The organism is Psychrosphaera aestuarii (genome assembly GCF_017948405.1).
GTDB classification, from domain to species: domain Bacteria; phylum Pseudomonadota; class Gammaproteobacteria; order Enterobacterales; family Alteromonadaceae; genus Psychrosphaera; species Psychrosphaera aestuarii.
Genome location: NZ_CP072844.1, coordinates 2,559,709 through 2,575,431 on the forward strand (window position 1 = coordinate 2,559,709; position 15,723 = coordinate 2,575,431).

Below are 15,723 nucleotides of genomic sequence, written 5' to 3' on the forward strand. Positions count from 1 at the left end.
TTTAAAACGTGAGTCGCAACTAGTCCGCTGCTTTAGATACCATAACCATTGCAGGACGTAGTAAACGACCATTTAGTGTAAAACCTTTTTGCATAACAGCAATAACCGTATTTGGCTCTACATCTGCAGAAGGTTGCATTGCCATCGCTTGATGAAATTCCGCATTAAACTTTTGACCTTGTGGGTCAACAATTTCAACGCCAAACTTTGCAACTGCATCAACAAATGACTTTTGTGTTAGCTCAACACCTTCAAGAACCGGCTTAAGTGTCTCGTTTTCTTTATCAGAAAACTCAATGGCACGTTCCATATTGTCAAGCACTGGCAGTAACTCATTAACAAACTTTTCTAATGCAAACTTATGAGCTTTTTCTACATCTTGAGCGGCACGGCGGCGAATATTTTCAACGTCGGCTGCGGCTCTTACTACTGACTCTTTTTGTGCATCAATTTGTGCATTAGCTGCAGCAAGTTCAGCTTCTAATTTTGCGATTTGATCGTCTGCTGTTTCTACAGCACCATCAGCGCTTTCAGTATTTACTTCTTCAGTAACCACTTCGGCTTCGTTAATTTCTACTTCTTGCGCATTTTCTGCTTGTTTATTAGGCTCTTGTTCAGACATGAGTCTTACTACTCCAAACTGATGTGTTAAATAAAATGTGTATGGTCCGTATTATGGGGATTACTGCTGATGATTCAAGGCTGATGTTAGAATATTAGTCGACAAATCGACGGAAAGTATCACTGACTGATAATCCATTCGTTTTGGACCGACAACCGCCATTACCCCCGCCACTTTATTATCTTTGTAAAATGACTTCGCTACAATTGAGCAGTTACGAAGCGATTCTATACCAATTTCATCACCTATAAACACGTGAATATTAGGACTTGAGCAGCAGGCAGAAAATAGTGGTTGCAGTGTATTTATGCTCGACACACTTTTTAAAACCTTTCGTAAGCTGGCGGTATCATTCGCAATTTCGTCGTGAATCAATCGAGTTTCTCCAGCCCGAAATAAGACTTGCTCATTCAACTCCACTGAGTCACCAAATAATGCCTCTTTAACTAGTGCTTGTACTTGCTCACTACTTTGTTTCATAAAGTACGCTAGCCTTTTTTGCCCTTCATCTAATGAAAAACCGGCTAATGCAGAGTTCAACATATGCAATGTAGTTTGAAGCAGTTCATCGGTTACGACAAACGGTAAGTCTATGACTCGGTTTTGAACTTCATCATGTTGATCGATTAATACACATAACAAGCGCTGATCTGCTAGGCGAACTAACTCAAGCTGTCGAATTATGATGTTGTTGGTCTTTGGCATCGCAACTAGACCTGTAAGGTTTGTCATATCTGCGATCATTCTAGCGGCTTTGTTACACATTTCTGGAGGGGTACGCGTTTTTTCTAAGCTCGCACTAAGTTGCTGCAGAACACCATTATCTGCTGATGCAAAACTTAATAACTGATTAACGTAATATCTTAACCCCGCAGTAGTAGGAATACGCCCAGCACTCGTATGAGGCGAAAAAATGAGTCCATCACTTTCAAGTCCCATCATTACATTACGTATTGTCGCCGGACTTGCATTTATTTCAGACTCTGCCACGATGAATTTTGACGAAATAGGAATCCCAAGTTTTAGATAACTTTCAATTACAAGCTCTAATACGGCTTCAGTTCTTTGATTTTTATTTATTTTTGTCATCTAAATTAATACTCTGACTTCATTTTCAGGGTGAAACAAGCTATAACGCCTTTATGCTAATATCTGGGCAACTTGGAAATATTCAATGGACAAACACTTTAAAACAATTGGTTTGATAGGCAAAGCAAATCATGACGCTACTATGCAAACCGTTAATGAACTCTATCAATTTTTAATTGGTGAATCATTAAACGTGATTGTCGATGAGCAAATTTCCGAATATGTAACGGATAGAAAAATTAAATCGGCAAATTTAGTCGAGCTAGGACAGCAATGTGATTTGGCTATCGTGGTAGGAGGTGACGGCAACATGCTTGGTGCAGCCAGAGTGTTAAGTCGTTTTGATGTTGCTGTTATTGGCGTTAATCGAGGCAATCTAGGCTTTCTTACCGACTTAGACCCCGAGAATTTTGAAGACACACTAAAATCTGTTTTAAAAGGTCACTATAAAACAGAAATGCGTTTTCTACTGGATGTGAGTGTTCACCGCCATCAAACAGTAAAAGCGAGTAATTCGGCCATGAACGAAGTGGTGCTGCATGCAGACAAGATCGCGCACATGATAGAGTTTGAAGCTTACATTAATGACAGTTTTGTTTTTCATCAACGTTCAGACGGGTTAATCGTGAGCACGCCAACTGGGTCTACGGCCTACTCATTGTCAGGAGGCGGTCCAATCGTGCACCCAGACCTCAACGCCATATCACTAATACCTATGTTCCCCCATACTTTAAGCAGTCGACCGTTAGTAATAGATGCTGATAGTGAAGTAAAAATTGTTGTTTCAAACTCTAACGACGCTCAACTTCAAATAAGTTGTGATAGTCATATCATGCTATCAGTCATGCCAGGTGATGAGGTAATTATTAAGAAACATCCCCTTGGACTAAGATTAATTCACCCTGTTGATCATGATTATTACGACGTGCTAAGAAAGAAGTTAAACTGGGGTCGGCAAAACTACTAAAACAAAATATAAAAGTTTGTGAATTAAAATTGGACAGAATAAAAAAACTCAATTACTGTATGTAACAACAGTTGTTTAATTTAATGATAAATCTTTTATGCTAGTTTCTATCGCTATTAAAAATTTCGCTATTGTCCGCCAATTAGAAGTGAATTGGCATAGTGCTATGACAACCATTACAGGTGAAACAGGTGCTGGTAAATCTATTGCTATAGACGCCTTAGCTCAAGCGTTGGGTGAGCGCTGCGATGCAGGCATGGTTCGCTCTGGTGCTGATAAAGCTGAAGTTATAGCTAGTTTTGACATTGAAAACCTTCATACTGCAAAAGCTTGGTTAAAAGAAAACGACTTATTAAGTGATAGCGACTGCATATTACGTCGTGTCATATCTAAAGAGGGTCGCTCAAAAGCTTATATAAATGGTACGCCAGTTCCGGCATCACAATTAAAGTCCTTGGGATCTCAACTGGTTAGCATTCACGGCCAGCATGCTCATACATTGTTAACCAAAGCCGATTATCAACGTAAGTTACTCGACGAGTATGGTGATTCTGAAATACTTGCTCAACAAGTTAGCGACGCTTATCGTTTATGGCAAAATAAGGGCCAAGAGTTAAAAGAATTACAACTCCAACAGGAAGAGTTTAGTGCACAGAAACAACTCCTCGACTATCAAGTAAATGAATTAATTGAAGCAGAGCTAATTGCTGATGAGTATATTGAGATTGAGAAAGAACATCAAAGACTGCACCATGGACAATCTTTACTTGCCGACAGCCTAAGCGCATTAGACATTCTATACGAAAGTGAAAACGGCAATGCCTATTCTGCATTGCAAAATGCAATGTCTATTTTAAGTCGTGCAGCCAACATTGACGAACAACTAAACCCCACAGTGGAGTTAATCAACACGGCAATTATACAGCTTGAAGAAGGTGCAAGTGAACTACGAGGTTATTCAGATAATTTAGATATCAACCCAGAGCGCTTAAATGAAATAGAACAACGCCTTTCAACGTTAGTTGATTTAGCTCGCAAACATCAAGTTGAACCGAACCAACTTCCTGAACATCTAGAGATATTAACTGCAGAGCTTGAAAGTTTATCATCAACAGATGAAAGACTTGACGCTTTAGTGCTAGAAATTGAACACGCAAAAGCACAATATTATGAATTAGCGACTAAGCTCAGTGCTATTAGAGCAAAAAATGCAGCGAAATTAACCACCCAAATAACAAAGAGCATGCAAAGTTTAAACATGTCTGGAGCTAAATTTGAGTTGCGAGTTCGAAGCGACCAGCAGGCTATGGCAAAGTTTGGGTTTGATAGTGTTGAGTTTTTAGTATGCGCAAACCAAGGTCAATCTCTACAACCACTAGCAAAAGTAGCATCAGGTGGTGAACTCAGTCGGATTAGTTTAGCGATCCAAGTTATTATTGCAGAAAAGGTAACAACGCCTACATTATTGTTTGATGAAGTTGACGTTGGTGTTTCTGGTCCAACAGCAACTGCAGTAGGAAGATTGATGAAAGCGCTAAGTAAAAATACGCAAGTAATTTGCGTTACTCACTTACCCCAAGTCGCAAGCTTTGGTCAGCAACAGCAGTTTGTAAACAAGTTTAATGTAAAAAACGTGACTGAAACACAAATGTCATTGTTATCTGAAAATGAACGAATTGAAGAGTTAGCTAGGCTGCTCGGTGGCGATATTATATCGGATACCACCCGAGCGAATGCCAAAGAGTTATTAGCGGTGGCACAAGCAGCTTGATGTTATATGAGTATTTGATCTGTAACTAAGGAAACTATGAACCTGACTTTTGTAAATAGATTCATGATCTTAATCTCGATTTTTTTGCTGATATTGCTATCACCTGCCATTATGGCAAAACAGCTCAGTTTTAATCAGACAGATTTGGGCGCTAGCATCAACTTTAAGTATCATTGGTTAGATGAAAATAAAAACGAGCAAACGTTTGATTTTGAGCTCTCTAAACAAAAACTCAGTAATGAATTTCGGCACTTTAAGGCATTAAGACCTTCTTTGTTAAGGATGTTTTCGCTTAAGCAATTAAAAATAGCGATAAGTGAATTAAATCCTAAAGAAGGCCAAGTAAAAATATTACCTAGTAACAACAACAACATTGAGTTTAGCTTACGAAGTCGGGACCCGGAATGGAATCGTAAAACGCAGGAGCACTTGAATAAGGTTTATACCGACTCTTTGAAAGTCTATCTAAAAAAAGAATATTATATTGAGTTTGACAACATTGTCGGCACTGGGCAATCAAATAACTTGTACTTTAAACCAGACCATCATCGTTTTGTTTTAGAAGGTACCGAAGCTACTCTTCCTATTGTTAATGCACTGAAAGAAAAACTTCCTGGAGTCTCAGCAAGAAAAATGGCCGAGTTTTTATTGAGTTGGATTCAAACGATTCCATACGATGAGATTGAGGATAGAACAACAAGTAACGGTGCGGGATATTTACCTCCCATTCATGTTATTAGCAATAATAAAGGGGATTGCGATAGCAAAGCCACCTTGTTTGCGCATCTAATGAAACAAATTTATCCAAACCTAAGAATGATAATGATTTATCTGCCACAACATGCCCTACTTGGGATTAATATGTCAGTTCTATCAGATGATGAAGTTATAGAACTTGATGGTTTAAGTTTTGTGTTGACAGAACCCGTCGGTCCCGCATTAATTCCTATCGCAGAAGCGTCTCCAAGTTCTATGCGATATATTGACGCTGGCATTTACCAATTGGAGAAGTTGTACTAAGTCGTATGTAACTTTTACACTATCATTATTGTATAAAAGTTATTGCGATATTATTGTATTTATTTCCTTAATTAACCGTTGTAAAGAGTCTTCCCAATTTTTAGTAGCAACTGTAATCATGTCAGTATCATTGGCTTTTAAAGCAGCTCTAAGCTGCTGAATAACCAGGACACTCTCGCTGGCTCTAATATTAGCCAACATTCCTTCATAGTTGTGTAGCTTAGAAAATAGCGTAAAAGAATCGAACTCTAAAACGTTAGATTGAAGCATTTTTAATTCATCTAACTTTGACACCTTGAAAAGAGTTAATAACTTCAACATTAATCCAAAGTTACCTCCAACCTGTGCCAATAAGTTTTCTTTATCTAACACTTCTGCTGGGTTTGTTTGCTCAACTAGGGCTGGTATAGAAGGCTCTTTAGGATTAGCTGTTTTGTCAAACTCCAAGAAGGTTTTTAATGCCTCAATTAAACTACTTCGCTCAATGGGCTTATTAATATGTAACGACATCCCCGCCCTCATAGAGCGTTGCTTGTCCTCAGGGTAAGTATGTGCAGTCATAGCGATAAGTGGCAATGACTCAAATCGACTTTGAGACCTAACCTTTTTTGCAAAAGTTAATCCGTCCATTACTGGCATCTGAATATCAACTAGTGCGGCATCATAACGATTACTGTTGACCAACCTTAGTCCTACTAAACCGTTTTCTGCAATATCGTAGGTTGCTCCAATTGAGTCCAAAATTAAGGCCGTAACCTGTTGATTAACTGTATTATCTTCAACAATGAGTATGTGCCTACCCTCACAAAGCACCGTCTTCTCATCAAGCTTATTATCAACTTGCTCGTTACTAACTAATAGTTCGGTACTAAAAGGCATAGATAAGATTGGTCGGTAAGGCAATGAACCCAACATGGACTTTGTGAAGTTCGATAAGTTAAATACTATCGGTTGGTATTCCACTTTACCTTCCGTGATTGCTTGACGCCAATCTTCAGGAAGCAACTCTAGCAATGCGGGTTGGCAAATCAATACTGTATTGCCTGCTGCAGCTTCAACACCAGCGTCTGTATCTTGTAATTTAACGACTGTCTGTTGATCGCCATTTAATTTATCTAGAAGAAAACCTTCCAATTTTGGGTTAGTCGCAAATATAACCCAAGAACGTTTTTTAATTGGTTTATTCTCATATGCTTCCGACAGCTCTAGCGGCAATATAACGTGAAAACTTGTACCGGTTCCCTCTTCACTTTCTAATCTAACTTCGCCATTCATCATCTCCACCAGCTGAAATACAATCGCTAAGCCAAGTCCTGTACCACCATATTGTCGTGTTATTGAAGTATCCGCTTGAGAAAAGGCATCAAATACAATGCGCTGTCTACTGGTAGGGATCCCTATGCCGGTGTCAGAAATACTAAAACATAACATTACCTCGTTATCTTTTTGAGTCATCACACGGCCTTTAAAGGTTACACTCCCTTCGTTTGTAAACTTAACCGCATTGTTAATTAAATTAGTTAATATTTGGCTGAGGCGGATTTTATCTGCGCGGTAATGCACTGGAAATCCAATAGGCAGATCGATATCTAAAATTAAGCCTTTTTCCATCGCTGCACTTAAGCTATTGGCGAATGAAACGTCTAATACATCATGTAAATTTACGTCATCGTAGTTTAGCTCGAGCATCCCCGCATTCATTTTAGAGAAATCTAGTATATCGTTTATAACTTGTAATAGATGTCTTGATGAGGACTCTGCAACACCTAAGTAGGTGCGTTGAAGTGGCGAAGGATCAGTACTCGTTAACAATTCAAGCATTCCCATTACGGCGTTCATAGGTGTTCGAATCTCATGACTCATGTTTGCAATAAATTCACTTTTTGCTTGGTTAGCCTGTTCCGCGTCTTGCCTAGCTTTTTCAACTTGTCTAAAGTTTGCTTCTTGTTCAGTTATGTCTCGACCTAAACCTACAGTGCCTAACACTTCACCATCAGCATTTGTGATTGGCGCAACTAACCAATTTACATAAACGTCATCGGTATTAATTTTTTGCCATATTTTTGCCGAGAACAACCTTTTCGACTTTAATGCCTGAAAATCAAAATTAGTTAACTTTTCTGACGTCTCAGCACTAAAAATATCTTCTACTGTTAAAGTCACCAAGTCACTCTCTACGACACCACAAAGCTTTTCAAACGCTTTGTTACAACCAACAAAACTACCGTCTACATTTTTATAGTAAATCATATCGGGCATAGAGTTGATGATGGCGCGGTTTAGAGCAAGGTTTCGATCTTTGGAGATAGTTTGCAACTGTAATTCATGCGTACGTTGTAAAATTTTCTCATCAAGCTGTTTGTTTTTTATAACCAACGAATTAAACAGTTTCCTATTATCTTCGTACGACAACGCTATTTTCTCGAACCACGGCTCCCAACCTTTTGGCTTTTTCACGAACTGATTGCCGTATAAGCTATTTTGCTGTTCAATAAAATTTAAAAAGTTAGATATTGGCTTGGCGAACATATAAAAGATGAGCAAATAGATTATGGTTAGTCCAACACCGCCAAACATCATTAACTTGATGCCTTCGGTCATTGATAGTCGCCAAACTTCATCAATAAACATTTCATTTCTTTTAAAAAAGAATGCGAAATAATTTGAGTGTTCTATATTTTCTATTTTTAAAACATACTCTTGCTCATCGATTGTTGAATACCGAGCATCACTTTGTTGGCTCAAAAAAATAAGTTCATGCCAAGGCTCTGGGACATAACGAGTTAATAAATAGTTTTGTACATTTGAAGAAGACTCTGTATCAATTAATATATTAGAGCTAACGACCCGGCCGTTATTTTTTTGCCACAGTACATATTTAGTCTCGCTTGCAATATCAAGCATCAATTCTGACTGATTTAATTCGATCACTAGATAAACGGGCTGTTTGTTGGTAACTGGAATGGCAACTAATAAATAGTTTTCCAGTGCATTTCGATTTGCTAAAGGCGGAGTAAAAACCACTTCACTCAATTTACCTTTAGCACTAATTTTATCGCTATTTATATTTAGCCATTCCATTAGAGAAATGGATATATCTTCTTTCTTTGAATGAATTGCTTGAAAACCATAATTCCCCATATCCGCGATGAGAGAGATTGATTCGATAATTTTACTTCGAGTTAACATCTCTATTGCAGGATAAAAATGACTGGATTCAGTCATAACGTAATGCAGTGGCAACGCAGATGTCGATTTTAAAGACTTTGTCATATTCGATGACAATAGTGAGTAATGTTTTACCCTTGCCGCATTGGGATTAAGTAGTAATGTTTGATTTACAGCGTGGTTGTCGTTGCTATTGTCGTTATAACTCACCTTAGCTCGTAGTTTTAAAGTGTCTACGATAACCGAGCCGGCATTTGCAAGCTGTTCTTTGGCGAAGGCTATTTTAAATTCAATTCGTTCAAGACTGAGCTCTTCTTCAACAAAGGCAGTTTTTAAATAGTTTTGTTTTTGGCTTTGATAAAAAGGGTACATGACTACACATACCAAGAAAATAACCAGCAAAATGCTGGTTATTGCAATTTTATCAACTTTACCTTTAATAAAAGGATTCAAATTACTACCTTTTGAAAATCACAAAAGTTTAACTACTTACAAATTCTCCTCAGCAAATTGAGCCAAGCGACTGCGCACAACACCATTTAGGTTTATCGTTGCACTCCCTTCGAAGTTTTTAAACCGTTCAACGATATAGGTTAAACCAGAAGTGACTGCAGTTAAATAGTTACTATCAATTTGTGACAAATTACCAGAGCACACTAGTTTGGTGCCTTCTCCACAGCGAGTGATGATTGTCTTTAATTGTGATGCCGTTAGGTTTTGACACTCATCAAGCAACACTACCGCATTTTGAATACTGCGACCCCGCATAAAATTCACCGATTTAAACTGAATATTTGCCTTTTCCATTATGTAATTAACGCTTGAACTTGGATTCTCGTCTTGTTTATGAAGCACTTCAAGTGAGTCAGTGATCGCGGCTAACCAGGGAGCCATTTTCTCTTCCTCCGTTTTCCTAAGATCCACACCTAGGTTGTCAAAAAGTTAGATAAAAAATCATTACTATATTGCAACTTAATCGAAACATAGTTAGTCTCATTCTATTTTAAAACTTAGCCAACCTACCATCAATTTTTTAAAATCCAGCTTATTAATTCAAGTTATGGCATAAAAAACTACTATTGCAACCTTTGGAAGAACGAATCTGTCCTATCACCTAAGGGTCCAATTTCATTTGGCACTGAATTAAAATCAATTAAGTTACTTGCGACAATAACTTTCAAGTCTAAATTAGGTACACTTTCACGTACATTAACGATTACTTCATCTAGCTTACTTTTATATTCATCAATACTTGCTAGTTCCTGACAATATTGCTCGCAGATTAGAAATGCTTTATCAGGAGCTAGCCTTTTCAGTTCATCTATAAATTTAGCTATTTCATCAGAAGAATCAACGAAACTAGCTGCACTTAATTTGACTTCTGCGGCTATGAACTCTCCATCAATAACGGCCAACAAATCGACCTCATTTTTGTCATTGTCATCACGATTTTTATAAAGGTTAACTTCTGGCAAATAAAAAGACTGTGGGCGACGGAATACATCCATTAGATGATCAATAGCCCATAAAACCGTCAACCCATTTTGCTCTATAAGTGCAGAAGTAATGAATGGGGCAATTTTGTATCTCCACTCCATATCTATTGGTGTATTATAATTTCGGTCACAAATGGAGCAATGGTTATTCAATTTAATTGTGTCCAAAGTCAAACCATTTTCATTACCGCAATATGAGCAACGCCATCTATACTCCTGAAGCAAAACGCCTTGATGAACTAAATACTCTATTGTGTCTTTTAGATTACTTCTTAAATAATTTTTCGTCTGACCAACGTTGGTAAATCTCATTTGTTCCGTTATGTGGGCAAGGTTGTCTTGATTATTCTGGTCAATCTTTGATATTAGCTTGTTCAAAGAGAATGAAGCCTTATAATTTTTTATAGATTTACGAACTATTCCACGCCAAAAAGAATTCGTTAAGATCTTGGCTTTAGATAGTTCACCATCAAACAATGAAATAACGCCACGATGTTTCTGACCTTTATCAGATAACTCCAAGTCATAATATTTAGGTTTAACCAAATGAGAACGCATGTCATGTTCAAACCTGAAGCGATGAATATGATCTAACACGAGGCATCGAATTACCTCTTCTTCATCTGGAATTCTTAATGAAACGGATAGGTCATGCTGTGCTAAACCGTTGAAAGGCTGTTGAGGTGCATCAGGAATCAATGAAATAAAACCATGTTTAGTTATCTTAGCAGGATTACTTGTGAATGCTGTCGTAACTTCAAGACGACGAGGTAACTTCCAATCATTGAAACCTCCAGCGACTATATAATTCTCTTTAGGTTTTTCTATATGTACGTCTGCTATGCTTTGCCCTAATTTAAAAATCAATAATCAATATCAGATTCTTTGTCAGACCACATAGCTTTTCCTTACTTTTTATTCTTCTTCGTTCCTATTCTTTCAATGGTGCGGTGAACCGTAGGGCGACTAACAGAATATTTTTTAGCTAAAGCTGAAATCGAGTCACCATTTAACTTGTCTTTATATAATTCTTTCGCTTGTTTGTCAGATAAAGCTGGCAATCTTCCCATATGTTTGCCTTTAGCCTTAGCTTCTTCACGGCCTTCTGCTGTTCTTGCTTTTATCAAATCTCGCTCAAGTTGAGCGAATACTCCACACAGGTTAATCATAGCGGTGGAAAACGGATTATCATTCTTTGTATTGAGTGAACCGTCAATAATGTTTAAACAAGCACCTTTATTATGGATGCTTTCAATAGACTCAAGAATAGATTTTAACGACCGTCCCAAACGGTCGAGGCGAGTAACAATAACTTCGTCACCTTCTCTAATAAAATCTATTAGCTCTTTTAATTTTTCTTCATTTCTAACTGAAGCACCTGACTGCTTTCCTTGAAAAACCTTTTCACAACCAAAGTCAGTCAACTTTGACAGTTGAGCTGCTAAATCTTGTTCATGAGTTGATACTCGTGCAAAACCAACTTTCATATGTACGAAACCTATAACTTTCGTACACCTTACCAACTAAGTGTACGAAAGTCTACAAAAGCACTTTCGTTCATGAACGAAAATTAATAGGTACATTCGTACACTTAATATACTTAAAATGGTTTATATGAAAATTAAATTACTTTTAACACACCGCGATACATTTGCATCTGACAATGAAATTCATGCTCTCCCGGTGATAAGTTCGATAAGGTAATTTGAGTAATTTCATTTAATTTGAGCTGCTCGCTTATCTCCAATGATGGAATAAGCATTGTTTCAGCGCAGGGGGATTGATCTTTGCGCATAAACTTCAAGGTGACAGGTTGGCTAGCAGACACCTGAATTGAAGATGGGGAATACACGCCATCTTTCACTTCAATTAACACTTCACTGTTTTGCACAATTGTTTTGTTAGGCTTGTACAGCCAAAACCACCAAACGATCAGCGCGATTAACATTAAGCCTAATAAGTTAATTATCATCATCGTGCTTCTCCTTAATGCTATTTTGCTTTAAACAAGCGAAGTCGATTTGCATTTGACACTACGGTCAATGACGAAAACGCCATTGCAGCACCTGCAATTACAGGGCTAAGCAGAATGCCAAAGAAGGGATATAGAATCCCCGCAGCAAAAGGAATCCCAGCTACGTTATAGACAAACGCGCCAAACAAGTTTTGTTTGATATTTCGTAAAGTGGCTTTGCTTACCGCTATGGCATCAGCAAGGCCGTGAAGTGAGCCACGCATCAGGGTAATATCAGAACTTTCGATTGCTACATCAGTCCCTGTGCCTACTGCGAAACCAACATCGGCTAATGCAAGTGCAGGCGCATCGTTAATGCCATCTCCTGTCATACCAACAGTTTCGCCGTTGTCTTGTAGCTCATTAACCTTGTTGGCTTTGTCTTCTGGCAGCACTTCAGCAAAAAACTCACTAATACCCGCTTTTTTGGCAACAGCGGCGGCGGTTTCCTTGTTATCGCCCGTTAACATGATGACGCGAATCCCATTGGTCTGAAGCCGTTTAATCGCGGAAATTGAGTCTGACTTAATAGGATCTGCAACAGCAATAATTGCTGCCAGCTCGCCATTAACAGCAAAATACATAGGTGTTTTGGCTTCTTTTGCTAAAGACTGCGCTTGTTCAACAAAGCCAGTAAGGTCAATACCTTTTAACTTCATTAGTTTATCGTTTCCGAAAAGCAGGGCTTTATTATTGCAGCTTGCTTCTACACCAAAACCCGTAATAGCGTTAAACGATTCAATTTTTAGTAACTCAATATCCTGATCTAACGCACTTTCAACAATCGCTTGCGCTAAAGGATGCTCTGAGCCGCTTTCTAAACTTGCTGCAAGCTGTAGTACGTCTTTTTCGTCAGTAGCTTTTGCTAAAACAATATCGGTTACCTTAGGTGCCCCTTCAGTAATAGTGCCCGTTTTATCTAAAATCATGGCAGTGATTTTAGAGGCGGTTTGTAACGCTTCTCCGTTTCGAATAAGCACTCCGGCTTCTGCTGCTTTTCCTACTCCGACCATGACAGACATGGGCGTTGCCAAGCCCAAAGCACACGGGCATGCAATAATGAGTACGGTAGTTGCTGATACGATGGCAAAAACAATAGCAGGATCAGGACCAAAGTTAAGCCATGCTAGCGAACTTAATATAGAGATGATCATGACAACAGGAACGAAATACGCTGAAATAACATCGGCCAAGCGGCCAATCGGTGGTTTTGAATTTTGCGCTCGTTTCACCATATTGATGATTTGCGCAAGCGCCGTGTCTTTGCCTACGCGTGTCGCTTTAAACAAAATCATGCCTGACTTGTTTAACGTTCCTGCAACAACTTCATCTTCTTCGGCTTTTTCAACAGGCATAGGTTCGCCCGTAAGCATGGACTCATCAATAGAGGTGTGCCCTTCCAATACCACACCATCGACGGGAATTTTTTCACCCGGTTTTACCTTCACAATATCGTTAAGTAAAACCTGCTCGATACCAATCTGAACTTCTTTGTTGTCACGAACCACGGTTGCTGTTTTGGCTTGCAAGCCGATAAGACGTTTAATGGCCTCAGAGGTTTTGCCTCTGGCTTTTATTTCTAATGCTAGACCTAAATCAATTAAGCCAATGATCATGGCGGTAGCTTCAAAATAAACATGCCGTGCCATCAATGGAACGGCTTCAGGTGCAAACACGACAACCATCGAATACACCCAAGCTGTACCTGTTCCTAAAGCTATTAGAGTGTCCATATTAGCGGAGTGGTTTTTAAAGCTTTTCCAAGCACCAACATAAAAATGCTTACCTGAAAAATACATAACACCAAAAGTTAAAATGCCTACAACCAGCCAAGACATGCGTTCAAGGTTTGTTTCAACCGTCATTTCTCCAACCACAATGCTGTAGATCATCAAAGGAACGCCGAGTGAAAGGGCAATAAACGTATCGCGCATTAGCTTTTTGTAATATGCCCAATCCGCCGCCTCTTTCTCGTCAAGCGCATCTGTTGCTGAGCTATCATCAATTGGCTTCGCGTTATACCCCACAGACTCAACAGCTTTGATCAATTCTTCTGTCTTAGCTGCCCCAGAAACTGTTACAGTCCTATCAGCAAAATTCATTTCCGCACTGACTACACCAAGAGTTGCCTTTAACGCCCCTTCAATTTTGCCTACACAGCTAGCACACCCAGCTCCTTCAATGATGAGCTGTTGGTTATGTGATACTTTCTCCAACGTATTCTCCTTACTTTTACACGAAGAGGATTGAGCTTTTGCCTGACAGCAACAGCCTGATTCGGTTTCTATATTTGTATTAGTAGTCACCATTTTTCCTCCTATGCCTTTTTAATTTGTTCAAAGTTTTCGATGAGATGACAAACCATGTTTGCAGTCGGTGCTTTGTCTTCCATTTCTTCCCATTGAGAAAGAGCTGAAGACATTTTTCCTCGAAGTGCCAACATTGCTTGAAACTGTTTTTCTGTTTCTTCAAGCCGCTCTTTGATCAGGCTTCTGACTAATGGGCACGCACTTTTACCATCTTCAGATTCATTAAGAATTTGCTTGATATCAGCAACGGAAAAACCAAGGTTTCTGGCACTTAAAATGAATTTAAGTCTCGATACCTCTTTATTCGAGTACGACTTGTAGCCGTTCACTGATTTAGCAGGTTTTAACAGTCCCAATCGCGTGTAATAGCGCACCGTATCAGCAGTCGTTCCAAGGCTTTTTGCCAGCTCTGTTACTTTCATATTTACTCCTTAGTTTTTCACCTAAGTTTGTACTCTCACCTACAGCTTAGACCTGTGTCTAAGACACAGGTCAAGCACTTTTATTTGTGATTTAAAATACAAAAGCAAAAAACTATTTTTTGGTGAAATGAGGGAATATCGGCCAAAATCGACAGTATTAACTACTGTAAATTGCAATAATTTGAGCATGTTCATCATGCCTCCCAAAAATATTGTGCTAATTGTTCAAAACAGTTGGTTATTTAAACCAATGAATATATCGTTCTATTTTTGATGGGAATGGCGAAAAAAAGACGCACTGATCCCATGATTAGCTAATAATAGGGGGACGATAAGGTAAGAGATGGATGCCAGAGGCTGGCGGGGGTATCCGTTGAAAAATTAAGTCTAAGTTAATATTGCTGCTACTTTCTTCTTCCTCTTGCACAAGATAGGCAGTTAAATGAAAGCTTGCACAAAAGCCACCTTCGCAGCATAGACAATCACCAGCTTTACATTTTTCACACTCTTCATCGGCATGATTGTGTTTAGAATCTTGCAAATTTTCAGTGTGATGGTGGGTATTGTCATGCATTGTTTGATGGTGCATATTTTTGCTTGGTTGCATAATATGCGTATCGGAAGAGTCCTTATGATGTTCTTCACAATTCATTGGTTTAGCAATAGCAAAGCCATGCTGCGTGAGCAACACAGTTATCATCACTATTTTAAACCATCTGAAAAGTTTAGACATTTTAATTCCTTCTATAGCACCATAACACTAACAGATTATCAAAACACTTTCATGACACAGGTCAACATTTGTACTTACAGCGATATATTTAGTCATTTAAAATTCTCCGTTG

At 38.7% G+C, this 15,723-nt stretch carries 12 protein-coding genes and 1 pseudogene; 3 read left to right on the forward strand and 10 right to left on the reverse strand.

Annotation, left to right across the window (positions count from 1 at the left end):
* Positions 1-19: 19 nt before the first annotated feature.
* Positions 20-622 carry a nucleotide exchange factor GrpE gene (gene grpE, locus J9318_RS11705; RefSeq protein ID WP_210560092.1) on the reverse strand — a complete coding sequence of 201 codons (603 nt, stop codon included), beginning with the start codon at positions 620-622 and terminating at the stop codon, positions 20-22.
* A gap of 60 nt (positions 623-682) precedes the next feature.
* On the reverse strand, positions 683-1,711 hold the full coding sequence (hrcA, locus tag J9318_RS11710) for a heat-inducible transcriptional repressor HrcA (RefSeq protein WP_210560093.1): 1,029 nt from the start codon (positions 1,709-1,711) through the stop codon (positions 683-685).
* Between the two features lie 85 nt (positions 1,712-1,796).
* Between hrcA and nadK the strand changes: the two genes are divergently transcribed.
* From nadK to J9318_RS11725, 3 genes are all read left to right on the forward strand, one after another.
* Entirely contained in the window at positions 1,797-2,678 is an 882-nt protein-coding gene (gene nadK / locus J9318_RS11715; protein ID WP_210560094.1) for an NAD(+) kinase, read from the forward strand.
* A gap of 97 nt (positions 2,679-2,775) precedes the next feature.
* Complete coding sequence (gene recN, locus J9318_RS11720) at positions 2,776-4,449, forward strand: DNA repair protein RecN (RefSeq protein WP_210560095.1); 1,674 nt, start codon at positions 2,776-2,778, stop codon at positions 4,447-4,449.
* 36 nt (positions 4,450-4,485) lie between these two features.
* Positions 4,486-5,469, forward strand: a complete 984-nt coding sequence (locus tag J9318_RS11725) for a hypothetical protein (RefSeq protein ID WP_210560096.1) — start codon at positions 4,486-4,488, stop codon at positions 5,467-5,469.
* A 39-nt stretch (positions 5,470-5,508) separates the two neighbouring features.
* On the opposite strand, the gene J9318_RS11730 is transcribed toward J9318_RS11725, so the two are convergent.
* From J9318_RS11730 to J9318_RS11765, 8 genes and pseudogenes are all read right to left on the reverse strand, one after another.
* Positions 5,509-9,090 (reverse strand): ATP-binding protein, encoded by a 3,582-nt coding sequence (locus tag J9318_RS11730; protein ID WP_210560097.1) that lies wholly within the window; start codon positions 9,088-9,090, stop codon positions 5,509-5,511.
* A 36-nt stretch (positions 9,091-9,126) separates the two neighbouring features.
* Positions 9,127-9,546, reverse strand: a pseudogene (locus J9318_RS11735) (PhoH family protein); the annotation flags it as partial.
* 167 nt (positions 9,547-9,713) lie between these two features.
* Positions 9,714-11,000, reverse strand: a complete 1,287-nt coding sequence (locus J9318_RS11740) for a hypothetical protein (protein WP_210560098.1) — start codon at positions 10,998-11,000, stop codon at positions 9,714-9,716.
* 41 nt (positions 11,001-11,041) lie between these two features.
* Entirely contained in the window at positions 11,042-11,620 is a 579-nt protein-coding gene (locus J9318_RS11745; protein ID WP_210560099.1) for a recombinase family protein, read from the reverse strand.
* A gap of 134 nt (positions 11,621-11,754) precedes the next feature.
* The gene (locus tag J9318_RS11750) at positions 11,755-12,108 is read right to left on the reverse strand and encodes a cupredoxin domain-containing protein (RefSeq protein WP_210560100.1); all 354 of its coding nucleotides are present in this window, start codon (positions 12,106-12,108) and stop codon (positions 11,755-11,757) included.
* Positions 12,109-12,125: 17 nt separating this feature from the next.
* Positions 12,126-14,363, reverse strand: coding sequence for a heavy metal translocating P-type ATPase (locus J9318_RS11755; RefSeq protein WP_210560101.1), 2,238 nt, complete (start codon positions 14,361-14,363; stop codon positions 12,126-12,128).
* 101 nt (positions 14,364-14,464) lie between these two features.
* Positions 14,465-14,878 carry a MerR family transcriptional regulator gene (locus J9318_RS11760; RefSeq protein ID WP_138522053.1) on the reverse strand — a complete coding sequence of 138 codons (414 nt, stop codon included), beginning with the start codon at positions 14,876-14,878 and terminating at the stop codon, positions 14,465-14,467.
* 310 nt (positions 14,879-15,188) lie between these two features.
* The gene (locus tag J9318_RS11765; RefSeq protein ID WP_210560102.1) at positions 15,189-15,611 is read right to left on the reverse strand and encodes a hypothetical protein; all 423 of its coding nucleotides are present in this window, start codon (positions 15,609-15,611) and stop codon (positions 15,189-15,191) included.
* Positions 15,612-15,723 lie beyond the last annotated feature (112 nt).